Genomic DNA, 24390 nt, shown 5'->3' with positions numbered 1-24390 from the left:
ACCGACGATCCGGGCGGCCCTCGCGACGGCACTATGGTTGATGGTTCGTTAACGATGCCGCCGCTAAGGTCGCCGATGCACAACGGGCGCTGCCGCAGCGGAAGGGCCGCGCGGCCCGAAATTCGACAAAAAGGCGCAGCACCGACGATCCGGGCGGCCCTCGCGACGGCACTATGGTTGATGGTTCGTTAACGATGCCGCCGCTAAGGTCGCCGATGCACAACCGGATCATCTGATGGCGCACATCTCCCCCCTGAAGGCGTGGCTTTGGCCATGCCGCGGCATAGCCGCGGCGGGTCTGCTTGCGCTTGCCTGCGGGGGCGCGCTGGCCCAGGAAACGCAGCCGACGCCCGATCCGGAACTGACACAATCCGAATACGAGACCGTCGCCCGCGATATCCAGGTTTCGGCCGAGCGCCGTGAGCGCCTCGCCGCTGACATCGCCCAAGTGAAGAAGGATCATGCCTCGATCACTGCGGCGCTGATCCAGTCGGCCAAGACCGAGCGCAAGCTCGCCCAGGACATCGAGGACATCGCCGGCAAGCTCGAAGGGCTGAAGGAACAGGAATCAGGCATCCGCAGTTCTCTCGCCATGCGCCGAGGCGTCTTGGCGGAGGTGCTGGGCGCGCTCCAGCGCATGGGGCTCAATCCGCCGCCGGCGATCCTGGTCAAGCCCGAGGACGCATTGTCATCGGTGCGCAGTGCCATCCTGCTCGGGGCGGTGGTGCCGGAACTGCGTTCGGAAACCGAGATCCTGATGACCGATCTCAAGGAACTGACGCGGGTTGTCACCTCCATCGAGACCGAGCGCGACCGGCTGAAGGCGGCCGTTACCGAGCAAGCCACGGAGAAGGAACGGCTGAACCTTCTGCTCGCTGCCAAGGACAGGCTGCGCACGGAATCCGAGACAGCGCTTGCCGACGAAACCAAGCGGGCGGCCGAACTTGCGGCGCGCGCCGAAAGTCTCAAAGATTTGATCGCCTCGCTCGACAGGCAGGCGGCGAAGAAAGCAGCGGACGAACAGGCCGCCCGAAAGGCTGCGGAAGCCGCAGCCAGGCAGGCCGACGAGCCGGTCGTCGCAGCGGTTCCAGAAGCCAACCAACTCATTGCTTCCGCTCCGTTTTCGCTGCTCCAGGGGCAGGTCGCGCTGCCGGTGGCCGGCCGTATCAAGCGCCAGTACGGCACCGCCGATGGCAATGGCGGCACCATGCTCGGGGACATGGTTGCGACACAATCGGGAGCCATCGTCACCGCTCCGGCGGATGGAAGTGTTCTTTATGCGGGGCCTTTCCGCTCCTATGGTCAACTCTTGATCCTCAACGCAGGCGACGGCTATCATGTCGTCTTGGCGGGGATGAGTAGAATCAGCGTCGCGCCGGGGCAGTCCGTGCTTGCAGGGGAGCCGATCGGTGCGATGGGAGAGGCCAGGGTGGCGAGCACCACGGCTTCGGAAAATGCAAATTCGACGCCGGAACTTTATGTAGAGTTCCGCAAGGATGGAAAACCCGTCGATCCGGCCCCGTGGTGGGCGGACCGCACCTCTGGAAGGACATAAATGATGCGTAAACTGTCGCTTCTGCTTGCCGGGGCGCTGATGGGCGCCTCCGCAATGAGCCTTGTGTATGGCGCACCGGGTTCGGCGGCGAATGCGGCAGGTTCGGAAACCTATCGCCAGCTGGCCATTTTCGGAGACATCTTCGAGCGTGTGCGCGGCCAGTATGTGACCCCGCCGGATGAGAAGTCGCTGATCGAGAATGCCATCAACGGCATGCTGACCTCGCTCGATCCGCACTCGTCCTATCTCAACGCGGAAGCCGCCAAGGACATGCGCGTCCAGACCAAGGGTGAGTTCGGCGGCCTCGGCATCGAGGTGACGATGGAGAACGAACTGGTCAAGGTCATCACCCCGATCGACGACACGCCCGCTGCCAAGGCCGGCGTTCTGGCCGGCGATTACATCTCCAAGATCGATGGCGACGAAGTTCGCGGCATGACGTTGAACGACGCGGTCGAGAAGATGCGCGGCCTGGTCAATACGCCGATCAAGCTGACCATTCTGCGCAAAGGCGCCGACAAGCCGATCGACCTGACCATCACGCGCGACGTCATCAAGGTCAAGGCGGTGAAGTACCGGGTCGAAAACGACGTCGGCTACATGAAGATCACCTCGTTCACCGAGAAGACCTATGACGACCTGCATGACGCGATCCTGCAGATCAAGAAGCAGATCCCCAAGGACAAGCTCAAGGGCTTCGTACTCGACCTGCGTCTCAATCCGGGTGGTCTGCTCGACCAGGCAGTGAGCGTGTCCGACACGTTCCTGGATCGCGGCGAGGTCGTGTCGACCCGTGGCCGCGACCCCAAGGACATCACCCGCTTCGACGCCCGTCCGGGCGACGAGATCGACGGCGATCCGCTGATCGTGCTGATCAACGGCGGTTCGGCGAGCGCGTCGGAAATCGTGGCCGGTGCGCTGCAGGATCACCGCCGTGCGACGGTGGTGGGCACGCAGTCCTTCGGCAAGGGCTCGGTGCAGACGATCATCCCGCTGGCCGAGAACGGCGCGCTGCGGCTGACGACGGCGCTCTATTACACGCCGTCGGGCAAGTCGATCCAGGGCAAGGGCATCACACCCGACATCAAGGTCGACCAGCCGCTGCCTGCCGATCTCCAGGGGCGCGATGTCACCCGGGGCGAGTCCGAGCTCAAGGGCCACATCAAGGGCGCGGAAGAGAACGACCAGGGGTCGGGTTCGTCGGCCTACGTGCCGCCGGAGCCGAAGGACGATATCCAGTTGCAGTATGCGCTGGAACTGCTCCGCGGCACCAAGACCGATCCGGCGTTCCCGCCGAATCCTGACAAGGCGGTGATGAACAACCAGTAAGGCCGGCAACGCTGGTCTGAAGGACAAGGCAATGCAATGCTGCCGGGACCGCAAGGTTCCGGCAGTTTGATTCGGGGATTGGCGTGGAGCGCGGTGCGTCCTGCAGGACGCACAAGAGCAGGGCACGGCTTGGTGCAGATCGACAAGGAAATCGACCGCCCGCTCGGGCAGCCGCCTCGCCGCAAAGGCGGCGGCAAGCCGTCATGGCTGAGCAAGAGGGCGGTGCTGGCAGGCCTTTGCGTGCTCGCAGTGGTTGGCGGCTCTGCGGCGATTGCCTTGCGTGACAAGCCGTTTCGCGTGCCGGAAGTGCCTGTCGTCACCAAACCCGAAGTGGTGGCCGAAGCGCCGGTTCAAGCTGCGCCCAAGCCTAAACCTGCGACGACTCAAAATGGCGGTCCGTCGATCATCCGCGTCAATCCGCCGACCGATGGCAGCGGCGTGGTGGTGATCCGCGACCCCTCGGCAGTTGGCCAGAACGAGCGTATCGCCCATCTTCCCGAGACGGCTTTGATCGAAGACAGCGCCGATGGACCGCTGCCTGCCCGTTCCGCCGACGGGCGCCGGCCGTTCGACGTCTATGCCCGCGCCTGGTCGGGTGCGCGTGGCGCGCGCGTGGCGGTTGTTATCGGCGGCCTCGGCATCTCGCAGACCGGTACGCAGGCGGCGATCGCAAAGCTGCCGCCCGAAATCACACTCGGCTTTGCGCCGCAGGGCAACAGCCTTGGCCGCTGGATGCAGGCGGCGCGGCGCGAGGGCCACGAAATCGTCATGCAGGTGCCGCTCGAGCCGTTCGATTTTCCGAACGTCAACCCCGGCCGCAACACGCTGACCATCGACGCCGGCGACAAGAACCTCGACAGGTTGCGCTGGGTGCTGTCGCGGACGACCAACTACACTGCCGTGATGAACTACATGGGTGCGCGCTTCTCGGCCGATCCGGAGGCGATGGGCGTACTCATGACGGAACTCGGCAAGCGCGGCCTCGGCTATGTCGATGACGGTTCCTCGGCCCGAAGCGTGGCGCCGGAACTGGCGCTGAAGAACGGTGTGCCCTTTGCTGCGGCCGACGCGGCGATCGACGCCGTGCAGGATCGCGGCGCCATTCTCGACAAGCTGGACGAACTGGAACGCACTGCGCGCGCCAAGGGATTTGCCATCGGCACCGGCAATGCCTTCGACGTGACCGTCGATGCGGTGGCAGCATGGGCAAGCGAAGCGCGCAAGCGCGGCATCGAGATCGTGCCGATCTCGGCCGTCGCGAGCGACCCCGAAAGAGGATAACGGTCGATGTCGAAAAAGAAGATCGCAGCAGAGGATCTGCCCTACCGCCCCTGCGTCGGCATCATGGTGCTGAACGCGAAAGGACTGGTCTGGGCCGGCCGCCGCATTGCCGAACCTGACAGCGAGCTGTCCAACACCGACAAGCTCTGGCAGATGCCGCAGGGCGGCATCGACAAGGGCGAGGAGCCCTATCCGGCGGCCATGCGCGAGCTCTACGAAGAGACCGGCATGCGCAGCGTATCGCTGCTGGCGGAGGCGCCTCAATGGATCAACTACGATTTGCCGGAGCATCTCATCGGCGTCGCGCTCAAGGGCAAGTATCGCGGTCAGACGCAAAAATGGTTCGCCTTCCGCTTCGACGGCGACGAGAACGAGATCGCCATCGACCCGCCTCCCGGCGGTCATTCGGCCGAGTTCGATCGCTGGGCCTGGAAGCCGATGAGCGAGCTGCCGGAGCTGATCGTGCCGTTCAAGCGCTCGGTGTATGAGGAGGTCGTCTCGGCCTTCCTGCATCTCGCGCCTTGATGGCTGGCGCGCTCTCCATTTGCGTAACTGCCTGACAGAAAATCACAATTTCTCCTGCCTGGGGTGGCGACCAAGCGCCGCCCTTGACAAGCAGCGCCGCGTCGGCAACCCTCTGGCGATGTGCAATTTCGCTCACATCGGCAGCTTTGCCCTGTTTCGGGTCTGCCCCATCGCGGGATCCTAGCCCCGGCTCGGTCGCCATGCGACTGCCGAGCCCCTGGGGCCCATTCTCCAACGCATAAGATCATGAGCACCGGGCCGCTTTGCGGTTCGGCTTAATACAAGCACGCATCCGCCTTGGCGGATGACCGGTGGCGCGCATCCCGCGGGGAGCGCTGGCCGGACGAATTTCATGGGGTCTGCATTGCGCCAGAACATCAAGCAGCGCCGCGAGCACAACATCGTGGTGAGCGAAAACGACTACGCCAGGCTGACCGGCCTCGCCGAGTCCAGCCTAGACAGGATGCCCGAGATTGCCGAGGAACTGCTGTCCGAGATGGACCGCGCCAAGGTTGCGCCGCTGAGCCGCATGCCTGCCACGGTTATCCGCATGGGCTCGAAGGTTACATTCCGCAGCGGCGACGGTGAGGTCAAGACGGTGACGCTGGTCTATCCCGGCAAGGCCGACATCGCCGAGGGCAAGGTGTCTATCCTGACGCCTGTTGGCGCTGCCCTGATCGGCCTGCGCGAAGGCCAGTCTGTTGCCTGGACCTCGCGTGACGGCCGCCGTCTCGAATTCGAGATCGTCGCCGTCGAGGCGCCGCTCGAAGGCGCCAACTGAAGCAAAGTTAGTTCATCAAGCCAGATGTCGACCGTGCCGGTGCCGGGCAGAGGCCCGCGCCCGTGGAGTTTTGCCATGACCAAATGTCAGCTGACGACCAAGGACTTCGCCATAGTCAAGACGATGCTTGACCGCCTGGCCTGGTCGGGTGGTCCGCTCGTCGAACTTTTGCGCTGCAAGCTTGCTTCGGCGCAGGTGGTGTTTTCGAACGAAGCCGATCCCGATGTGGTGACGCTGAACAGCCGTGTGGTCTTCTCGGTCGACGGCGGCTCGGCCCACACCCGGGTTGTCACGCAGGGCCCGATGGACAGCATGGTGGGGCTCACCATCCCGATCACGGTGCCGCGCGGCCTTGCGCTGCTCGGCCTGCGCAAAGGCCAGTCGATGTCGGTCGACCGCGGCCGTGGTACAACGGAGGTCATTCGCGTCGACGATATCCTCTATCAGCCCGAGGCGTCGCGACCGGGAATCACTGAGGCCGAGCCCGTTGCGGAGATGGCGGGACGCCGCTTTCCGGTGCTGGTGTTCAGCGCTGACGAGCCGAGGCCACTTGGCGTTCGGCCAAAAATCCGGCACACCTCGGACAGCGGCGACGATCCCGGGCCTTCGGCTGCCTGAGGCAGCGCCATCTGCGGTGTCCCGCATTTGCTGGGCTGTTGCAGGGATTTGAGCTTGTGCGCGAGCTTTCTAAGGACCGCGTACCTGGGGGCGAAATGAGGGTTGTGGTTGTCGGCGGCGGCGTGATCGGGATCACGACCGCCTATTATCTCGCCGAAGCCGGGCATGAGGTGGTCGTTTACGACCGCCAGAAAGGCCCGGCCCAGGAGACGAGCTATGCCAATGCCGGGGAGATTTCTTCCGGCTATGCCTCGCCCCTGGCCGCACCGGGCGCCCCGCTCAGGGCGCTCAAATGGATGTTGCGCAAGGACAGCCCGTTCGTCTTCAAGCCGAACCTCGATCCCATTTTCTGGCGCTGGCTGGCGCAGCTTCTGCGCAACTGCACGGCCGAGCGTTATCAGGCCAACAAGGCGCTGATGATGCCGCTCGCCGAATATAGCCGTGACATGCTGAGGGTGCTGCGGCAGGCGACCGGCATCAGCTACGACGAAGGCAGCCATGGCACGCTGCAGCTCTTCCGCAGCCAGGAACAGCTCGACCGTGCCGCTGCCGATACGTCCGTGCTCGACCGGTTCCAGGTGCCCTACGAAATCCTCGATGCTGCAGGTTGCATCAACGCCGAGCCGGGGCTGGCCGCTGCCCGCGACAGGATTTCAGGCGGGTTGCGCCTGCCCGACGACGAGACCGGAGATTGCCGGCTGTTCACCGAGCGGTTGGCCGACTTGTGCGCCAGCCGCGGCGTGGTTTTCAAATACAACACAAGGGTTCATGCCTTTCCGCATTGGAAAGGCAAGGTTCATCGCATCGTGACATCGGAGGGCGTGACCGAGGGTGACGCTTTCGTTCTTGCGGCGGGCCCCTATTCGGAGCGCTTCATGCGCAAGCTCCACCAGCGCGTGCCGGTCTATCCGCTGAAGGGTTACTCGCTGACGCTTCCAGTTGCCGACGGGCAGGCAGCACCAGTGTCGACCGTCATCGACGAGACGAACAAGGTTGCCATCACGAGGCTCGGCGACCGTATCCGCATTGGTGGCACGCTCGAGATGTCTGGTTTCGACGTGACCTTGCGCGAAGAGCGTCGTGACTTGCTCGAACGGTCGCTGCGCGAGCTCTTTCCGGGTGTCGACAATCTGCGCGACGCCAGTTTCTGGTGCGGGCTCAGGCCGATGACATCAGATGGCCCACCCATTGTCGGCAGGACCAAGCTGCCGAACCTGTTCGTCAACACCGGCCACGGCATGTTCGGCTGGACCATGGCCTGCGGCTCGGCAAAAATCCTGGCCGACACGATCTCCGGCCGGCAGCCGGAGATCGAGGCTGACGGCCTAGGGCCGCAGCGCTACTGGGCTTGAGGTCAGGCCACATTCTTCAGCGAACGCGGCGCTTCCGCCGACTGGTACATCGAAATCACGTGGCCGTCGGGGTCGGCGAACTCGGATGACCAGCCTCCCGGTGCGTGACTAACCGGGGTGACGATGGTCACGCCTTGCCCGGCCAGAGACGACACCAGGTCGTCGATGCCGCCGTCGGCGATCTCGAAGACGATGATCGGCGAGTTGCCGGGGCGCGATTCCATCTTGAAAAAGATCAGGTCGACACCGTTGACGGTGCTGGCGATGAGCCAGTCGCCGCCTGTCTCGCCGTCGCCTTCCATGCGCTGGACATCCAATCCCATGACGACACGATAGAAAGCCTCGGTCTTGTCGATGTCCGAGACATAGTAGCAGATGTTGCCCAGCTTGCTCTTGCCAAACATTTGGTCACTCCGTGGTTTTGGTTGCACGTAGCCTTAGTTGCCGCGCACCCGGATTTTGTGAGGTGCCGATCACGAAAAGATGCCCGTCGGGATCGTGGCTCGCGAGCAGTGCCCCTTGCTGCCTGGCCGCTTCAAGCAGTGAGCGTCTGATGCGCCCGAAGGCGAGGGGGCCTGAAAGTCCGGGCAGATCCTCGATCGTGCCGCCGTCGAAGGCGCGCCAGCGTCGCCTGATCTCGCTGATGCGCTGGCGCAGTGCGGCATCGGCAATGCGCTGAAGCCAGGCGATCTCCTGGCGTGTGTGGCCGGTCAACGCCAGCAATGCCGTCGTGCGGAGACCTGCGGGGAGGGCGTTGACGAAGCGTAGCGGCAGCGCCTGCCTGTCAGCGGGCTCGCAGGCCGTGACCGCGAAAGGCTGCTCGCGCTGACGTCGCCGTATTGCGGACCGGGCGTCGAAAGCGGCGCGATGCCGTATTGCCCCTTCCAGCCAGCGGCGGTTCTCGGGCTTCGACAGGTCGGTCTTGCCGGCCTCCACCGCGGCAACGAGTGCGGTCTGCAGCAGGTCTTCGGCCTCGTCGGCACGTCTGGAGGCGCGCCTCGCATGACGCAACAGTTCGGCATAGGGACGCGATAGCAAGCCAAACTCCTCACATCGGCGTACCACGTTAGCGGATGTGAGAGATTGTCGGAAGCCGTCAGGTGAACAGCGTTCGCTCGCGTTCGACCGCCTTGGTGATGAAGCTCGCCACGGTCTGGATGCGCCGGAGGGGACGGACCGACTCGTGATAGACCAGCCAATAGGCGCGGCGGATCGAAGGCACCGATGTCACCGGCACGATGTCGGCAATGGTGCGGGCGATGAAGGTATGCAGGATGCCGATGCCGGCGCCCGAGCGCACCGCCTCGACCTGACCCAATGCCGAGGAGATCGAAAAGGCCGATTCCCACAAGGGGCTGAACTCGGTGGCGTAGTCGAGCGATGGGCTAACCACCAGGTCGGGCACATAGCCGATCAGCCGATGCGCTGACAGGTCGCCACGCGTATCGGGCAGCCCGTTCTGCTCGACATAGGCACGCGAAGCGAACAGCCCGAGCGAATAATCGACCAGCTTGGCGGCAACCAGCCGGCCCTCGCGTGGCCGCTCGGTGGTGATAGCAATGTCGGCCTCGCGGCGCGACAGGGAGAATGTGCGCGGCACTGGCACCAGCTGGATCTTGAGGTCGGGATGCAGGGCCGTCAGTTCGCCGAGACGCTGCGCCAGGAATGCGACGCCGAAGCCGTCAGGCGCACCGATGCGTACAGTTCCGGCGACCTCGTCACCCTCGCCTGAAATCTCGGCGCGCGCAGTCAGCATGTCCGCTTCCATGCGCTCGGCGATTTCAAGGAAGCGTTCGCCTGACGGCGTCAGCTCGCTGCCAGTCGTCAGTCGCCTGAACAGCTTTGTCTTGAGTGCCTCTTCGAGGGCTGCGACGCGACGCGAAACAGTTGCGTGGTTGAGCTCTAGTCTCCGTGCTGCGCCGAGGATCTGGCCGGTGCGCGCAACGGCGAGGAAGATGCGGACGTCGTCCCAGTTCATGGCTTTTGCCTCCCCGCGCGGGGGCGCATAGAGGGCAGGTGGCGTCCGGGCAGATTGGCCATGTCGAGCTTCGTCATCCGTTCAGCCTACTATGCATGAAATCACATTCAATCCAAGTTTGATCTACGATTTTTGCACAACGGGTGCTTTTGTCGTCACGTTGCATTGGCGCGCGTTAAGCGGGACAATGGGCCATCAACAAAGAATTGGGAGAGAAGCAATGGTCGACTACGGTCATTTCATCGGCGGCAAGCATGTCGCCGGAACCAGCGGGCGCAAGCAGGACGTGCTGCAGCCGATGGATGGTACGGTCCGTGCCACGGTGGCACTGGCCTCGGCGCAGGAACTGCGCGCTGCCGTCGAAAACGCCAAGGCGGCACAGCCGGCCTGGGCCGCGACCAACCCGCAGCGCCGCGTGCGCGTGCTGATGCGCTTCCTCGAACTGGTCAACAAGGAATATGACTCGCTGGCCGAACTGCTGGCCCGCGAGCACGGCAAGACCATCGCCGACGCCAGGGGCGACATCCAGCGCGGCCTCGAGGTCGTCGAAGTCTGCATCGGCGCCCCGCACATGATGAAGGGCGAGTTCACCGATGGTGCCGGCCCCGGCATTGACGTCTACTCGATGCGCCAGCCGCTCGGCGTCGTCGCCGGCATCACTCCATTCAACTTCCCGGCGATGATCCCGCTCTGGAAGATCGCGCCGGCGATTGCCTGCGGCAATGCCTTCATCCTGAAGCCGTCCGAGCGCGACCCGGGCGTGCCGCTGCGCATTGCCGAACTGTTCCTCGAAGCAGGCCTGCCTGCCGGCATCCTCAATGTCGTGAACGGCGACAAGACGGTTGTCGACGCGATCCTCGACGATCCCGACATCAAGGCCGTCGGCTTTGTCGGCTCTACCCCGATCGCCCAGTACATCTACAGCCGCGGCTGCGCCAACGGTAAGCGCGTGCAGTGCTTCGGCGGTGCCAAGAACCATATGATCATCATGCCGGATGCCGACATGGATCAGACCGTCGACGCGCTGATCGGCGCCGGCTACGGTTCGGCCGGCGAACGCTGCATGGCGATTTCGGTTGCCGTTCCTGTCGGTCACGACACGGCCGAGCGGCTGATGGAAAAGCTGGTCCCGCGTGTCGAGAGCCTGAAGGTCGGCCCGTCGACCGACTCGTCGGCCGACTTCGGCCCGGTCGTCACCCGCGAGGCGTTGGAGCGCATCAAGGGTTACGTCGACATCGGCGTGAAGGAAGGTGCCAAGCTCGTCGTCGATGGCCGCGGCTTCAAGATGCAGGGTTACGAAAACGGTTTCTACATGGGTGGCTGCCTGTTCGACAACGTCACATCAGACATGCGCATCTACAAGGAAGAGATTTTCGGGCCGGTCCTGTCGGTGGTGCGTGCACCTACCTACGAGAACGCCATCAAGCTCGCCAATGACCATGAGATGGGCAACGGCGTCGCCATCTTTACCCGTGACGGCGATGCGGCCCGCGATTTCGCCTCGCGCGTGCAGGTCGGCATGGTCGGCATCAACGTGCCGATCCCGGTGCCGATCGCCTACTACACCTTTGGCGGGTGGAAGGCCTCGTCGTTCGGCGACCTCAATCAGCACGGCCCGGATGCGTTCCGCTTCTACACCAAGACCAAGACGGTTACCTCGCGCTGGCCGTCGGGCGTCAAGGACGGTGCGGAGTTTGTCATCCCGACGATGAACTAAGCCCGATGGCTCCTTGTTTTGCGCGTCCTCGCCGCGATGCGGCTGCGGGCGCGCGGCTGGGCGTCAAGGACGGTGCGGAGTTCATCATCCCGACGATGAACTGATCCATCACTGAGACGGAAATGAAGCGGGCGCCCAGTAGGCGCCCGTTTTACGTTTCGTCTTCTTCTTCCTCGCCCGGCTGGTATTCCAGCAGGTCGCCCGGCTGGCACTCGAGCTCGGCGCAGATGCGCGCCAACGTCGAGAAGCGAACGCCCTTCACCTTGCCCGATTTGAGCAATGACAGGTTCTGTTCGGTGATGCCGACCTTGGCGGCGAGCTCCTTGGAGCGCATCTTGCGGCGCGCCAGCATGACATCGAGATTGACGACGATGGGCATGTCAGACGAACCGTTTATTGTCGTCGTCGATCTCTGCGGCCACGGCCAGCAGGTGGCCGAAGACGATGAGTATGCCTGACACCATCAGCGCGAGCAGCTCCGGTGTGCCGATGCTGATGGCGAGGAACCTCTGTCCGGCCGGCATATCCAGGCTGACGATCAGCGAGACGACAGGCGGGGCAAGCAGCATGGCCACGGCGTTGGCCAGGAAGGCCACGCCCGACAGGCGCATCAGTCGTGCGCCTTCCGAGCTGACGATGTCATGCTGTCCGATCTCGCGGAAGGCGCCGCGAAGCGTTTGAAGCGCCCAGATCATCAAGCCTGCCTGTGCCAGCAAGGTGATCGACAGCAGCAGGATGGCGGAGGACGAAAATGCCTGAGGCACTGGCAGCGCCATGTTCTGGAGCAGAATTCTGCCCAGCCAGGACGGATCCGTCCACGCAACCCATAGGCCGCAACCGACAAGCAGGATGACCACGCCCATCAACACGGCAATCAGAAGTTCCATCCTGCGGCCCAACAGCCGGGCACGTTCGCGTGCGGCCTTCATTCCCAACCTCTTCAAATTCCACTTGTATAAATTATCGTAAAACAATAATTCAGCGCTGTCAAACAACCATATGGAGACGGTATGACCATTCATATACGTTCGATTGTGGCGCTGTCCGGGCTGATCGCCTTGACCGCCTGCGCTTCACTCAGCCCGATGGCGCTGACCAAGCTTGTCGGCCTCAATCCGCTTGACATCGCACCTGAGCAGATGAGTGTCGCGGCCGTCATGCCGGTTCCGCTCAAGTTGCGCACCGGCGATGTCGTGCTGCATTTCGCCATGGACGCGCCGGCGCCCTATGGCCCCGTCAACGAGACGTTGCCGCTCGAGATCGTTGCCGGTGACAATGCACCGGGCGTGTCAGCCAGCCCTTCCTTCGAACGAATCCAGGTCGCTCGCATTGCTCAAGCCGATGTAGCGCGGCTGGCTGCTGCGCAGGCCAAGGCACGCGCCTTCCAGGCGACAGGCAGGAAGGACGGGCATGGCAGCATATCCGTGACGATCAGCGGCGGGTGCCGCGACGGCGCCATCAATCCCGGTGCGCTGGTTGCCGAACTCTACATGCGCAGCAAACCGGACGAGGACTATTTCCGGATGTCGTCGGTGAATCTGAGGAAGCTGCTGCCGGCGGACGCTATCGCCAAACTGCCGATGTGTTGAGCTGGCGAATTCGAGCCGAACGAGCGCCCAGCGTAGATGCAGGCTGGGCTGCTTGTGTGTGGGCGGGGGCGTCCCCATATCGAATCCAGGAGAACCTCGACAGGTTCCCCTGCGACAGACCGGAAACCAGAAAGGAGCGACGCGATGAAGACGTCGAAGCCGGCCTGGATCGTTCCGGCGCGCTGAGGCGGCACATGTGCCTCCATTGCCGGAACGCGAAGGCAAAGGAGGTGCCACATGGCACGCTATTTTTCGTTTCGATGGGTAAGGATGGCCGCGCTTGGCGCGGCACTGGCGATGCCGGCGCAGGCGCAGCAGCTCTGCGGCGTCCACAACGATCTCGTGGAGAGGCTGTCGGCGGCGTTTCAGGAGCGGCGCGTTGGCTACGGCGTGATCGGCAGCGAGGCGGTGATCGAGGTCTTCGTCTCTGCTGGCGGCACCTGGACGATGCTGATGACCGACGTGAAAGGCCGCAGCTGCATTGTCGCGTCCGGCGACGGCTGGGAAAACACGCTGGCCGTCATCGCCGCCGGCTAGCGTGTCGCCGTCGCTTCGGCGTGGACGCGCAGCATGGTCATCAGCCGATCGGCATCTGCCGCTGCGGCGTCCTCGTCATTGTCGAGAACCGAACGGATCAGAGCAACGCGATGTTCGGCGAGTGCGGCGAGGTCCGTCTCGCGCCGGTAGCGGAACCAGAAGCGGCGGCCATGTGCCTGCAAAGGTGCTGCGAGCCGCGACGCGAACTGGTTGTCTGCGGCGACCGCCAGTGCCGCGTCGAGCGCCTTGTCGGCGGCAAGGAAGGCCTGGACGTCATTGGCGATCACGGCCTTCTGCACGGCCAGTGCCGCGTCATGGAAATGGTCGACAGCATCGCGGGTGACGAAGCGGGCGGCCGAACGCGCCAGGAGAGTCTCGACGCCGCGGCGTGCATCGATGACGCGGAGCCAGTCACCGGCGTGCAGCGATGCGATTGCGAGCCCCGCGCGCGGCCTGATCTCGACCAGACCCTCCCATGCCAGTCGCTGGATCGCCTCGCGCACCGGAGTGCGGCCGAGGCTCAGCAGTTCGATCAGCGAGCCTTCGGTGGCGATGCTGCCCGGTGCAAGTTCGAGCGTCACGATCAGCCGCTCCAGCTCGTGATAAGCCCGCATTGCTGCCGGTTCCAGTTTCTCAGCTGGCATGACCGAATCCATTGAAAACGTGATGATATATAGTTGATATATCAGGTCAGATTGCAAACGAAAAGCCGCGCGGAACTTCCAGTATATATCTCTGATATATCAACTGCGGCATTCGGTGAATGGGTCACCGATGCGTTCCCGACCCTGGTGGCGGCATCCGGCGAGGGGTACCCGGATCGCCCTCCGCCTGCCTCGCTGCGATTGAGGCCGATGGGTGGCGTCACCCTCCCGCACATAGTCCAATAGTCTGATAACGCAGGGTCAATGCTGCCAATATGTCTAGACAATCTGGCAGCCGAGATCGATAGAGCAGCGCAAGGAACTGTTGCAGCTTGGCAATTTGGCGCTACATTCTTCGATCAAGGCGCGCAATATGGCCGGAATCGGCAAAGACATTGCGTTGAGCCAATGCTAGGTTTCGCGATGGTCCAGGGCCTGGACACCATAAGAACAGAGGTTGCCGCAACGGCAGTCCGACAAGCGGCGACGGGATGGAAAAATCACGTTGCAATCCAGGCTCGAAACTTTAGGACTAGGGGAAATATGAAAAGGAATGCGCGCTTGGCGCGACGTTCCAGGGGAGCCGCATCCATATGCAATATTTCGTCCAGCAGCTGGTCAATGGGCTGACGCTGGGGTCCATCTATGGCCTGATCGCGATCGGCTATACGATGGTCTACGGCATCATTGGCATGATCAATTTCGCGCATGGCGACATCTTCATGCTCGGGGCGTTTACCGCTCTGATCGTGTTCCTGATCCTCACGTCGTTCTTCGTTTCGGTACCTGTGGTCATCGCGCTGCTTGTCATGATGGTCGTGGCGATGCTGCTGACCAGCCTCTACAACTGGACGATCGAGAAGGTGGCTTACCGGCCGCTACGCGGGTCGTTCCGTCTGGCGCCGCTGATCACCGCCATCGGCATGTCGATCGCGCTGTCCAACTTCGTCCAGGTTACTCAGGGTCCGCGCAACAAGCCGATCCCGCCGATGGTCAGTCAGGTCTACAACGTTGGCGGCATCTCGATCTCGCTGAAGCAGATCATCATCGTCGTCGTCACCGTCGCGTTGCTGGCGCTGTTCTGGTACCTCGTCAACAAGACCGCCCTCGGCCGCGCCCAGCGCGCCTGCGAGCAGGACCGCAAGATGGCGGCGCTGCTCGGCATCGACGTCGATCGCACCATCTCCATCACTTTCATCATGGGTGCAGCCCTTGCTGCAGTCGCCGGAACGCTGTTCCTGATGTATTACGGCGTCGTCGCCTTCTCGGACGGGTTCGTGCCAGGCGTCAAAGCCTTCACGGCGGCAGTGCTCGGCGGCATCGGCTCGCTGCCCGGTGCGATGCTCGGCGGCCTGATGATCGGCTTCATCGAGAGCATGTGGTCAGCCTATTTCTCGATCGACTACAAGGACGTCGCGGCGTTCTCGATCCTCGCCATCGTGCTCATCTTCCTGCCCTCCGGCATCCTCGGCCGGCCCGAAGTCGAGAAGGTCTGACAACATGGTCAATATCGCCCAAGCCTCACACGAAGAGACCGCCTCCCCGATACAGCGTGGCCTCCGTGAGGCGCTCTATGCCGGTGCCATCTCCTTCGGCCTGTTCTTCCTGTTCATCGGCCTCAGGACCGATCAGAACATCCGCAACGAACTGATCCTGGTTCCTCGCTGGCGTCTGCTCATCATCGTTGTCGCCCTGGTCATGATTGGCCGCTTCGTGATGACGGCTTTCATTCAGCCGGCTATCGACCGCCGCAAGGCCGAGCGAGCCAGGGCTGCACCGATTGCCGAGGAAGAGGGCTTTGTCCGCAAGAACTTCACCAAGATCGCGATCGGCGTGCTGTTCATCTACCCGGTGCTGATGGTCCTGCTTTTTGGCTTCCAGGGCTCGCTCAAGTGGGTCGACAATTTCGGCATCCAGATCCTGATCTATGTGATGCTGGCCTGGGGCCTGAACATCGTCGTCGGCCTGGCCGGTCTGCTCGACCTTGGTTATGTCGCCTTCTATGCCGTCGGCGCTTATGCCTATGCGCTTCTGGCCACGCATCTGGGCTGGTCGTTCTGGATCCTGCTGCCGGTCGCCGGCATCATGGCTGCCTTCTGGGGCGTCATGCTCGGCTTCCCGGTGCTGCGCCTGCGCGGCGATTACCTGGCGATCGTTACGCTGGCCTTCGGTGAGATCATCCGTCTCGTGCTGATCAACTGGCGCGAAGTCACCAACGGTGCAGCCGGCATCTCGGGCATTCCAAAGGTCAGCTTCTTCGGGCTGATGTCGTTCAACGTTTCCGATCCGAACTACATCGCCAAGGTGCTTGGAATCGCGCAGTCCGGCGCCTACTACAAGATCTTCCTCTATTATCTGATCCTGCTGATGGCGCTGCTGACGGCCTTCGTCACCATCCGCCTGCGGCGCATGCCGATCGGCCGCGCCTGGGAAGCACTGCGCGAGGACGAGATCGCCTGCCGCTCGCTCGGCATCAACACCACCACGACCAAGCTGACGGCCTTTGCCACGGGTGCGATGTTCGGCGGTTTCGCCGGCTCGTTCTTCGCCGCGCGCCAGGGCTTCGTGTCGCCGGAGTCCTTCGTCTTCATCGAATCGGCCATCATCCTTGCCATCGTCGTTCTCGGCGGCATGGGGTCGCTGGTGGGTATCGCGGTGGCTGCGGTCGTGATGATCGGCGGTACGGAAATCCTGCGCGAAATGGAGTTCTTGAAGCTGGTGTTCGGGAACGACTTCACGCCTGAACTCTACCGCATGCTGCTGTTCGGCATGGCCATGGTGATCGTCATGCTGTGGAAGCCCCGAGGTTTCGTCGGCAGTCGAGAGCCCACCGCATTCCTGAACGTGCGCAAGGCCGTCTCCAGCGCCTTCACCAAGGAAGGACACGGCTGATGAATGCGAGTGCTTCCATGAACAAACCGATCCTTCAGGTCGAGCATCTGTCGATGAAGTTCGGAGGCCTGGTCGCCATCGGCGATCTGTCCTTCGAGGTCAGGCGCGGCGAGATCACCGCGCTCATCGGTCCGAACGGTGCTGGCAAGACCACAGTCTTCAACTGCATCACCGGCTTCTACAAGCCGACCGAAGGCATGATCCGGTTCAACGGCCGCGAGGGTGGGGAATTCCTGCTCGAGCGCATGCCCGACTTCCAGATCACGGCCAAGGCCAAGGTGGCGCGTACGTTCCAGAACATCCGGCTGTTTTCGGGCATGACGTTGCTCGAGAACCTGCTGGTGGCGCAGCACAACAAGCTGATGAAGGCCTCGGGCTACACCATCATGGGTTTGCTCGGGCTGGGCGGCTACCGGGCGGCTTCGGCCGAGTCGGTCGAGATCGCCAAGCATTGGCTGGAAAAGGCCGAGCTTATCGATCGTGCCGACGATCCGGCCGGCGATCTGCCCTATGGTGCGCAACGCCGCCTCGAGATTGCACGCGCCATGTGCACCGGTCCGGAGCTGCTGTGCCTCGATGAGCCTGCCGCCGGTCTCAATCCGAAGGAGTCGCTTGCGCTCAACACGCTGCTCATGGACATCAAGAACAATACCGGCACGTCGATCCTGCTCATCGAGCACGACATGTCGGTGGTCATGCAGATTTCCGACCACGTCGTGGTTCTGGAATATGGCCGCAAGATTTCCGACGGCGATCCACTTTCGGTCAGGACCGATCCGAAGGTCATCGCCGCCTATCTCGGCGTCGACGACGAAGAGGTCGGCGAGGTGCTGACAGAGGTGGGCGACGAGCAGGTCATCGAGGAACTCGAGGGTGTGCCGGATCCGGCCCATGGTCCCAGCACTTCGGCTTCGATGATGGCTGGGCCTATCACCGATACCATCAGCCACAGTGACGGGCATGGCGAGACGGTGCCGGTCTCGAAAGCTGCCTCCAAGGCGGCTCAGGTCGAGGCGCTGGCCACTCGTTCGGCGAAGCCCGCCGCAACGAAGCCTGCTGTCGCCAAGGTGCCGGCGGCCAAAACGACCCCGGCGCCTAAGGCCGCGGTCAAGGCTCCTGCGCTCACCACGCCGGCTGCCAAACCGGTAGCGGCAAAGGCGGATGCCAAAGCTCCTGCAAAGCCGGCAGCAAAGGCCACGGTAGCTGCGCCGGCAACGAAGCCGGTTACGGCGCCGGCCAAGGCGTCCGCCGCCAAGTCCGCAGTGTCCAAGCCCGCCGCCAAGACAGTTGCCCCCAAGGCAATTGCCAACGTGCTTGCAGCCCCACGCGGGGGCGTGGCTGACCGGCTCGTCAGCATCAAGGGCATCGGGCCGGTCAACGAGCAGAAGCTCAACGAGCACGGCATCTTCCATCTCGACCAGATTGCGTCGTGGACGAAGGCCGATGTTGCCGCTGCCGAGGCGTATCTCGCCTTCGAGGGTCGCATCGGACGGGAAGACTGGGTAGGGCAGGCCAAAACGCTGGTGCGTGACGCGGCCAAGGCGGCGAAAGCCAAGCGCGGAGGTGGCAAGTGACCGCTAAGACGTTGCTCGATATCAGGGGTGTCGAGACCTACTACGGCAACATCCGTGCGTTGAACGGGGTCAATGTCTCGGTCAACGAGGGCGAGATCGTTGCGCTGATCGGCGCAAACGGTGCCGGCAAGTCGACGTTGATGATGACCATTTTCGGCAGCCCGCGGGCCCGCCGCGGCACCATCAACTTCGCCGGCACCGACATCACCGAAATGCCGACGCACGAGATCGCCAGGATGCGCATTGCGCAGTCACCCGAGGGGCGGCGCATCTTCCCGCGCATGACGGTGATGGAAAACCTGCAGATGGGCGCGAGCCTCGACAACCTCAAGCATTACGATGAGGACGTCGAAAAGGTGTTTGCGCTGTTCCCACGCCTCAAGGAACGCATCAGCCAGCGCGGCGGTACGCTGTCGGGTGGTGAGCAGCAGATGCTGTCGATCGGCCGTGCGCTGATGGCGCGGCCCAAGCTGCTTTTGCTCGACGAGCCGTCTCTTGGTCTTGCGCCGCTGATCGTCAAGCAGATTTTCGATGCCATCCGCGAGCTCAACCGCACCCAGGGCCTGACTGTGTTCCTGGTCGAGCAGAATGCCTTTGGCGCGCTCAAGCTCGCCACGCGCGGTTATGTCATGGTCAACGGCGTCGTCACCATGAGTGGCACCGGCAAGGACCTGCTCGCCAATCCCGAGGTTCGGGCGGCCTATCTCGAAGGCGGCCGCCACTAGGAGATACGATCATGCACGGCATTCTCTACGAGGAAGCCTCGGTCTGGCAGTTCATTTTCGTCAGCTGCCTGCTGGGCGGATGGGCAGCCTGGATGACGGGGCGTGCCTGCGCCCAGACCTGGCGCAGCTACGGCAAGCTCGTGCTCTACATCCTCGGTCTGGGGGTGGGCATACGCTTCATCCACCACGCCCTGTTCGATGGCACGATGTTCACGCTGCAGTTCTACATTGTCGACACTATCGTTCTGCTCGTGTTTGCAACGCTTGGCTATAAATACACGCGCACCAACCAGATGGTGAATCAATACCATTGGCTCTATGAAAAGGCATCGCCTCTTTCTTGGCGCCCAAAGTCTTGAGGGGTTTCTACCGGCGCCTATTCGCCAATGAATCGGCGTGACAACTGCCGGAAAATCGGCAAACTCACCTTTCTGCGATATGGGTGGGCATCGCATGAAAGAACATCCACGCCCGCTCAAATAATGGGAGTGTTTCAATGAAAAAGTCACTTTTGTCGGCTGTTGCACTGACCGCGCTCGTGGCGTTCAGCGGCAGCGCATGGGCCGACGTACTTGTCGCTGTGGCAGGTCCGATCACCGGCCCCAACGCCGCTTTCGGAGCCCAGCTCCAGAAGGGCGCTGAGCAGGCCGCTGCCGACATCAACGCTGCTGGCGGCATCAATGGCGAGCAGATCAAGGTTGTGGTCGGCGACGACGTCTCCGATCCGAAGCAGGGCATCTCGGTCGCCAACAAGTTTGTCGCCGATGGCGTGAAGTTCGTGGTTGGCCACTTCAACTCGGGCGTCTCGATCCCGGCCTCGGAAGTCTATGCTGAGAACGGCATCCTCGAAGTCACGCCTGCGGCCACCAACCCGAAGTTCACCGAGCGCGGCCTGTGGAACACCTTCCGCACCTGCGGCCGTGACGACCAGCAGGGCGGCATTGCCGGCGCCTATCTCGCTTCGAAGTTCAAGGATGCCAAGATCGCCGTCATCCATGACAAGACGCCTTACGGCCAGGGCCTCGCTGACGAAACCAAGAAGGCGATGAACGCCGCCGGCGTCACCGAAGTCATGTACGAAGGCGTCAATGTCGGCGACAAGGACTTCTCGGCCCTCATCGCCAAGATGAAGGAAGCCGGCGTCTCGATCATCTATTGGGGCGGCCTGCACACCGAAGCCGGCCTGATCATCCGCCAGTCGGCTGACCAGGGCCTCAAGGCAACGCTGGTGTCGGGTGACGGCATCGTCTCGAACGAACTCGCCTCGATCGCCGGCGACGCAGTTGCCGGTACCCTCAACACCTTCGGTCCCGATCCGCGCCTGATCCCCGAGAACAAGGATCTGGTCGAGAAGTTCCGCGCCCAGGGCTTCGAGCCTGAAGCCTACACGCTCTACGCCTATGCCGCGATGCAGGTGATCGCCGACGCCGCCAAGGCGGCCGGCTCGGTCGATCCGCAGGAAGTGGCCAAGGCCATGAAGGCGAAGGGTCCGTTCAAGACCGCTCTGGGCGACCTCGCCTTCGACGAAAAGGGCGATCCGAAGCTGCCCGGCTACGTCATGTACGAGTGGCAGAAGGGCGCCGACGGCAAGTACACCTACGTGCAGCAGAAGTAATCTTCGCTGCTTCGATTACGACAATGCCCGGCGCTCAGCGCCGGGCATTTTTCGTTTGCCGGCAGGCATAATCAGGCTTTCTGACCCAACGGAATTTAAATCGGTTTAAGGGTGCGCATTTTTGGTTGCGCTGCAACATAATCGCGCTAATCATTCGCCGCCCCTGAAATTCCGGAGCCTGGAGAGTTTACGTGCCGATCAGCAAGATCCTCGTCGCCAACCGATCCGAAATCGCCATCCGCGTCTTCCGCGCGGCCAATGAGCTGGGGCTCAAAACCGTGGCGATCTGGGCGGAAGAGGATAAATACTCGCTGCATCGATTCAAGGCCGACGAGAGTTATCAGGTCGGCCGCGGTCCCTGGCTCGCCAAGGACATGGGGCCGATCGAGAGCTACCTGTCGATCGACGAGATCATGCGCGTCGCCAAGCTGTCCGGCGCCGACGCCATCCACCCCGGTTACGGCCTGCTTTCGGAGAGCCCGGAGTTCGCCGAGGCCTGTGCCGAGAACGGCATCACCTTTATCGGCCCCAAGCCGGAGACGATGCGCCGCCTCGGCAACAAGGTCGCCGCGCGCAATCTCGCCATCGAGGTCGGCGTGCCGGTGGTGCCCGCCACCGACCCGCTTCCGGACGACATGGACGAGGTCAAGAAGCTTGCTGCCCAGATCGGCTATCCGGTCATGCTCAAGGCGTCATGGGGCGGTGGCGGCCGCGGCATGCGCGCCATCCGTTCCGAGGCCGATCTGGCCCGCGAGGTGACGGAGGGCAAGCGCGAGGCCAAGGCCGCCTTCGGCAAGGACGAGGTCTATCTCGAAAAGCTGGTCGAGCGCGCCCGTCACGTCGAGGTACAGGTTCTGGGCGACACCCACGGCAACGCCGTGCACCTGTTCGAGCGCGACTGCTCGATCCAGCGCCGTAACCAGAAGGTAGTCGAACGCGCGCCGGCACCTTACCTGTCCGCTCAACTGCGGCAGGAGCTGTGCAGCTATGCGCTCAAGATCGCGCGCGAAACCAGCTACATCGGCGCCGGCACCGTCGAGTTCCTCCAGGACGCCGACACCGGCAAGTTCTACTTCATCGAGGTCAATCCGCGCATCCAGGTCGAGCATACCGTCACCGAGCAGGTGACGGGCATCGACATCGTCAAGGCGCAGATCCATATCCTCGACGGCTTTGCCATCGGCACGCCGGAATCGGGCGTGCCTGCCCAAGCCGACATCCGCCTCAACGGCCACGCGCTTCAGTGCCGCATCACCACAGAGGATCCCGAGCACAATTTCATCCCCGACTATGGCCGTATCACCGCCTATCGCGGTGCCACCGGCTTCGGCATCCGGCTCGACGGCGGTACAGCCTATTCCGGTGCGGTCATCACCCGGTTCTACGATCCGTTGCTGGAGAAGGTGACCGCCTGGGCGCCGACGTCGGACGAGGCGATATCGCGAATGCACCGGGCGCTGCGCGAGTTCCGCATCCGTGGCGTGGCGACGAACCTGACCTTCCTCGAAGCGATCATCACTCACCCGGCCTTCCACGATAACTCCTATACGACCAGGTTCATCGACTCGACGCCCGAGCTGTTCGCCCAGGTCAAGCGACAGGACCGCGCCACCAAACTTTTGAACTATCTCGCCGACGTCACGGTCAACGGCCATCCCGAAACGCGCGGCCGTGCTGCGCCCAATCCGGAGGCTGCCGCGCCTGTCGTACCGTGGTTCACCGGCCCGGTTCCCGACGGCACCCGGCAGATGCTCGACGAGCTCGGCCCGGAAAAATTCGCCGCCTGGATGCGTGCGCAGAAGCGGGTGCTGGTCACCGACACGACTATGCGCGACGGCCACCAGTCGCTGCTAGCGACCCGCGTCCGCACCCACGACATCGCCAAGATCGCCGGCACCTATGCGCGCGCCCTGCCGCAGCTGCTGTCGCTTGAATGCTGGGGTGGTGCGACCTTCGATGTCGCCATGCGCTTCCTCACCGAGGATCCTTGGGAGCGGCTGGACAAGGTACGCAAGGCAGCTCCAAACATCCTGCTGCAAATGCTCCTGCGTGGCGCCAACGGCGTTGGCTACACCAACTACCCTGACAATGTCGTGCAGCACTTTGTGCGCCAGGCTGCATCGGGCGGCGTCGACCTGTTCCGCGTCTTCGACTGCCTGAACTGGGTCGACAACATGCGTGTGTCGATGGATGCGATCGGCGCAGAGGGCAAGCTGTGCGAGGCGGCCATCTGCTACACCGGCGACGTCCTCGACCCGAACAGGGCGAAGTATGACCTGAAATACTATGTCGGACTCGCCAAGGAACTGGAAGCTGCCGGCGCCCACATCATCGCGCTCAAGGACATGGCCGGCCTGCTCAAGCCGGCGGCGGCGCGGGTGCTGTTCAAGGCGCTGCGCGAAGCGACCGACCTGCCGATCCACTTCCACACCCACGACACCTCGGGCCTGTCGGCGGCAACGGTGCTGGCGGCGGTCGAGAGCGGCGTCGACGCCATCGATGCGGCAATGGACGCCTTCTCGGGCAACACTTCGCAGCCGTGCCTGGGCTCGATCGTCGAGGCGCTACGCGGTTCGGATCGCGATCCCGGCCTGGCGCCGGAATGGATCCGCCGCATTTCCTTCTACTGGGAAGCGGTACGCAATCAGTATGCCGCCTTCGAGAGCGACCTGAAGGGGCCGGCCTCGGAGGTCTATCTGCACGAGATGCCCGGCGGGCAGTTCACCAATCTCAAGGAGCAGGCCCGCTCGCTCGGGCTCGAGACCCGCTGGCACGAGGTGGCGCAGGCCTATCACGACGTCAACCTGATGTTCGGCGACATCGTCAAGGTGACGCCGTCGTCAAAGGTGGTCGGCGACATGGCGCTGATGATGGTGAGCCAGGATCTCAGCGTCTCTGATGTCGAGAACCCGGCCAAGGACATCGCCTTCCCCGAATCCGTCGTGTCGATGCTGCGCGGCGATCTCGGACAGTCGCCTGGCGGTTGGCCGGCTGCGCTCCAGAAGAAGGCGCTGAAGGGCGAGACGCCGATCACCGTCCGTCCCGGTTCGCTGCTCAAGCCGGCTGACCTCAAGGCCAGCCGCAAGGACATCGAAGGCAAGCTCGGCCGCAAGCTGTCGGAAAACGAGTTCGCCTCGTGGCTGATGTATCCGAAGGTGTTCTCGGACTTCGCACACGCCCAGGAGACCTACGGGCCGGTGAGTGTCTTGCCGACGCCGACCTATTTCTACGGCATGCAGCCGGAGGACGAGGTTTTCGTCGACATCGAAAAGGGCAAGACGCTTGTCATCCGCTGCCTTGCCGTCGGCGATGTCGATGAAAAGGGCATGGTCACCGTGTTCTTCGAACTCAACGGTCAGCCACGGCGCGTCAAGGTGCCCGACAGGGCGCATGGCGCGGGCGCCTCGAAGATGCGCCGCAAGGCCGAGGCCGGCAATGACGCCCATGTCGGGGCACCGATGCCGGGCGTGGTCTCGACGCTGGCCGTGGCCGCCGGCCAGCCGGTCAAGGCCGGCGACGTGCTGTTGTCCATCGAGGCGATGAAAATGGAGACCGCACTGCACGCCGAGCGCGATGGCACCATCACCGAAGTGCTCGTGCGCGCCGGCGACCAGATCGACGCCAAGGACCTTCTGGTGGTCTACGGTTGATCCTAGAGAGTTTCCGCTTTTCTTCGAA

Annotated in this window: 23 protein-coding genes; 17 read left to right on the top strand and 6 right to left on the bottom strand. The window is 63.2% G+C overall.

The window, feature by feature from the left end:
- The first annotated feature begins 235 nt into the window (after positions 1-235).
- The 7 genes from B015_RS0122935 (at position 236) to B015_RS0122905 (ending at position 7441) form a co-directional block, all read left to right on the top strand.
- On the top strand, positions 236-1555 hold the full coding sequence (locus tag B015_RS0122935; protein WP_018430088.1) for a murein hydrolase activator EnvC: 1320 nt from the start codon (positions 236-238) through the stop codon (positions 1553-1555).
- Positions 1556-2884 carry a S41 family peptidase gene (locus B015_RS0122930; protein ID WP_018430087.1) on the top strand — a complete coding sequence of 443 codons (1329 nt, stop codon included), beginning with the start codon at positions 1556-1558 and terminating at the stop codon, positions 2882-2884. It abuts the gene before it with no gap.
- A gap of 129 nt (positions 2885-3013) precedes the next feature.
- Positions 3014-4165, top strand: coding sequence for a divergent polysaccharide deacetylase family protein (locus tag B015_RS0122925; RefSeq protein ID WP_157632814.1), 1152 nt, complete (start codon positions 3014-3016; stop codon positions 4163-4165).
- A 6-nt stretch (positions 4166-4171) separates the two neighbouring features.
- Entirely contained in the window at positions 4172-4690 is a 519-nt protein-coding gene (locus B015_RS0122920; protein WP_018430085.1) for an RNA pyrophosphohydrolase, read from the top strand.
- Between the two features lie 352 nt (positions 4691-5042).
- The gene (gene rnk, locus B015_RS0122915) at positions 5043-5471 is read left to right on the top strand and encodes a nucleoside diphosphate kinase regulator (RefSeq protein ID WP_040456356.1); all 429 of its coding nucleotides are present in this window, start codon (positions 5043-5045) and stop codon (positions 5469-5471) included.
- 75 nt (positions 5472-5546) lie between these two features.
- Entirely contained in the window at positions 5547-6089 is a 543-nt protein-coding gene (locus tag B015_RS0122910; protein WP_018430083.1) for a hypothetical protein, read from the top strand.
- Positions 6086-7441, top strand: a complete 1356-nt coding sequence (locus B015_RS0122905; RefSeq protein ID WP_343123003.1) for a D-amino acid dehydrogenase — start codon at positions 6086-6088, stop codon at positions 7439-7441. Before B015_RS0122910 ends, B015_RS0122905 begins: the two co-directional genes overlap by 4 nt.
- Before the next feature lie 2 nt (positions 7442-7443).
- Here the strand turns inward: B015_RS0122905 and B015_RS0122900 are convergent, their stop codons facing one another.
- Genes B015_RS0122900 through B015_RS0122890 form a run of 3 tightly spaced genes read right to left on the bottom strand, consistent with a single transcriptional unit; the run spans position 7444 to position 9419 of the window.
- Entirely contained in the window at positions 7444-7845 is a 402-nt protein-coding gene (locus tag B015_RS0122900; protein WP_018430081.1) for a VOC family protein, read from the bottom strand.
- A 4-nt stretch (positions 7846-7849) separates the two neighbouring features.
- Complete coding sequence (locus B015_RS0122895; protein ID WP_018430080.1) at positions 7850-8479, bottom strand: sigma factor; 630 nt, start codon at positions 8477-8479, stop codon at positions 7850-7852.
- 58 nt (positions 8480-8537) lie between these two features.
- Positions 8538-9419 (bottom strand): LysR family transcriptional regulator, encoded by an 882-nt coding sequence (locus B015_RS0122890; protein ID WP_018430079.1) that lies wholly within the window; start codon positions 9417-9419, stop codon positions 8538-8540.
- Between the two features lie 220 nt (positions 9420-9639).
- Here B015_RS0122890 and B015_RS0122885 point away from each other — a divergent pair, with 220 nt between their 5' ends.
- Entirely contained in the window at positions 9640-11136 is a 1497-nt protein-coding gene (locus B015_RS0122885; protein ID WP_018430078.1) for a CoA-acylating methylmalonate-semialdehyde dehydrogenase, read from the top strand.
- Between the two features lie 151 nt (positions 11137-11287).
- Here B015_RS0122885 and B015_RS0122880 read toward each other — a convergent pair whose 3' ends face one another.
- Positions 11288-11515, bottom strand: coding sequence for a helix-turn-helix transcriptional regulator (locus B015_RS0122880; protein ID WP_018430077.1), 228 nt, complete (start codon positions 11513-11515; stop codon positions 11288-11290).
- A gap of 1 nt (position 11516) precedes the next feature.
- Entirely contained in the window at positions 11517-12158 is a 642-nt protein-coding gene (locus tag B015_RS0122875; RefSeq protein WP_157632813.1) for a hypothetical protein, read from the bottom strand.
- On the opposite strand from B015_RS0122875, the gene B015_RS0122870 reads away from it, so the two are divergent.
- Positions 12147-12725, top strand: coding sequence for a hypothetical protein (locus tag B015_RS0122870; protein ID WP_018430075.1), 579 nt, complete (start codon positions 12147-12149; stop codon positions 12723-12725). The two genes, B015_RS0122875 and B015_RS0122870, sit on opposite strands and share 12 nt — an antisense overlap.
- A gap of 237 nt (positions 12726-12962) precedes the next feature.
- Entirely contained in the window at positions 12963-13262 is a 300-nt protein-coding gene (locus tag B015_RS0122865) for a hypothetical protein (protein WP_040456354.1), read from the top strand.
- On the opposite strand, the gene B015_RS0122860 is transcribed toward B015_RS0122865, so the two are convergent.
- Positions 13259-13906: a GntR family transcriptional regulator gene (locus B015_RS0122860; RefSeq protein WP_245262250.1), complete on the bottom strand. Its 648-nt coding sequence runs from the start codon at positions 13904-13906 to the stop codon at positions 13259-13261. The two genes, B015_RS0122865 and B015_RS0122860, sit on opposite strands and share 4 nt — an antisense overlap.
- A 593-nt stretch (positions 13907-14499) precedes the next feature.
- Between B015_RS0122860 and B015_RS0122855 the strand changes: the two genes are divergently transcribed.
- The 7 genes from B015_RS0122855 (at position 14500) to pyc (ending at position 24362) form a co-directional block, all read left to right on the top strand.
- Positions 14500-15402, top strand: coding sequence for a branched-chain amino acid ABC transporter permease (locus tag B015_RS0122855; protein WP_018430072.1), 903 nt, complete (start codon positions 14500-14502; stop codon positions 15400-15402).
- A gap of 4 nt (positions 15403-15406) precedes the next feature.
- Complete coding sequence (livM, locus tag B015_RS0122850; protein ID WP_018430071.1) at positions 15407-16798, top strand: high-affinity branched-chain amino acid ABC transporter permease LivM; 1392 nt, start codon at positions 15407-15409, stop codon at positions 16796-16798.
- A complete protein-coding gene (locus B015_RS0122845) occupies positions 16798-18372 on the top strand; it encodes an ATP-binding cassette domain-containing protein (RefSeq protein ID WP_018430070.1) in 1575 nt (524 codons plus the stop codon). Before livM ends, B015_RS0122845 begins: the two co-directional genes overlap by 1 nt.
- Entirely contained in the window at positions 18369-19097 is a 729-nt protein-coding gene (locus tag B015_RS0122840; protein WP_026227619.1) for an ABC transporter ATP-binding protein, read from the top strand. Before B015_RS0122845 ends, B015_RS0122840 begins: the two co-directional genes overlap by 4 nt.
- 11 nt (positions 19098-19108) lie before the next feature.
- Positions 19109-19456, top strand: coding sequence for a DUF6867 family protein (locus tag B015_RS0122835; RefSeq protein ID WP_018430068.1), 348 nt, complete (start codon positions 19109-19111; stop codon positions 19454-19456).
- A 137-nt stretch (positions 19457-19593) separates the two neighbouring features.
- Positions 19594-20712, top strand: coding sequence for a branched-chain amino acid ABC transporter substrate-binding protein (locus tag B015_RS0122830; RefSeq protein ID WP_018430067.1), 1119 nt, complete (start codon positions 19594-19596; stop codon positions 20710-20712).
- Between the two features lie 191 nt (positions 20713-20903).
- Positions 20904-24362 carry a pyruvate carboxylase gene (pyc, locus tag B015_RS0122825; RefSeq protein ID WP_018430066.1) on the top strand — a complete coding sequence of 1153 codons (3459 nt, stop codon included), beginning with the start codon at positions 20904-20906 and terminating at the stop codon, positions 24360-24362.
- Positions 24363-24390 lie beyond the last annotated feature (28 nt).

This window comes from Hoeflea sp. 108, assembly GCF_000372965.1.
Lineage (GTDB): Bacteria > Pseudomonadota > Alphaproteobacteria > Rhizobiales > Rhizobiaceae > Aminobacter.
Note: the sequence above shows the minus strand (reverse complement) of the source record. Positions and strands in the feature narration are given on the sequence as shown.

Bases quoted from the DNA above. Each gene is read 5' to 3' on its own strand.
- B015_RS0122935 (WP_018430088.1), top strand. From the start codon at position 236: ATGGCGCACATCTCCCCCCTGAAGGCGTGGCTTTGGCCATGCCGCGGC.
- B015_RS0122930 (WP_018430087.1), top strand. From the start codon at position 1,556: ATGATGCGTAAACTGTCGCTTCTGCTTGCCGGGGCGCTGATGGGCGCC.
- B015_RS0122920 (WP_018430085.1), top strand. From the start codon at position 4,172: ATGTCGAAAAAGAAGATCGCAGCAGAGGATCTGCCCTACCGCCCCTGC.
- rnk (WP_040456356.1), top strand. From the start codon at position 5,043: ATGGGGTCTGCATTGCGCCAGAACATCAAGCAGCGCCGCGAGCACAAC.
- B015_RS0122910 (WP_018430083.1), top strand. From the start codon at position 5,547: ATGACCAAATGTCAGCTGACGACCAAGGACTTCGCCATAGTCAAGACG.
- B015_RS0122900 (WP_018430081.1), bottom strand. From the start codon at position 7,845: ATGTTTGGCAAGAGCAAGCTGGGCAACATCTGCTACTATGTCTCGGAC.
- B015_RS0122890 (WP_018430079.1), bottom strand. From the start codon at position 9,419: ATGAACTGGGACGACGTCCGCATCTTCCTCGCCGTTGCGCGCACCGGC.
- B015_RS0122885 (WP_018430078.1), top strand. From the start codon at position 9,640: ATGGTCGACTACGGTCATTTCATCGGCGGCAAGCATGTCGCCGGAACC.
- B015_RS0122880 (WP_018430077.1), bottom strand. From the start codon at position 11,515: ATGCCCATCGTCGTCAATCTCGATGTCATGCTGGCGCGCCGCAAGATG.
- B015_RS0122870 (WP_018430075.1), top strand. From the start codon at position 12,147: ATGACCATTCATATACGTTCGATTGTGGCGCTGTCCGGGCTGATCGCC.
- B015_RS0122875 (WP_157632813.1), bottom strand. From the start codon at position 12,158: ATGAATGGTCATACCGTCTCCATATGGTTGTTTGACAGCGCTGAATTA.
- B015_RS0122865 (WP_040456354.1), top strand. From the start codon at position 12,963: ATGGCACGCTATTTTTCGTTTCGATGGGTAAGGATGGCCGCGCTTGGC.
- B015_RS0122860 (WP_245262250.1), bottom strand. From the start codon at position 13,906: ATGCCAGCTGAGAAACTGGAACCGGCAGCAATGCGGGCTTATCACGAG.
- B015_RS0122855 (WP_018430072.1), top strand. From the start codon at position 14,500: ATGCAATATTTCGTCCAGCAGCTGGTCAATGGGCTGACGCTGGGGTCC.
- livM (WP_018430071.1), top strand. From the start codon at position 15,407: ATGGTCAATATCGCCCAAGCCTCACACGAAGAGACCGCCTCCCCGATA.
- B015_RS0122845 (WP_018430070.1), top strand. From the start codon at position 16,798: ATGAATGCGAGTGCTTCCATGAACAAACCGATCCTTCAGGTCGAGCAT.
- B015_RS0122835 (WP_018430068.1), top strand. From the start codon at position 19,109: ATGCACGGCATTCTCTACGAGGAAGCCTCGGTCTGGCAGTTCATTTTC.
- B015_RS0122830 (WP_018430067.1), top strand. From the start codon at position 19,594: ATGAAAAAGTCACTTTTGTCGGCTGTTGCACTGACCGCGCTCGTGGCG.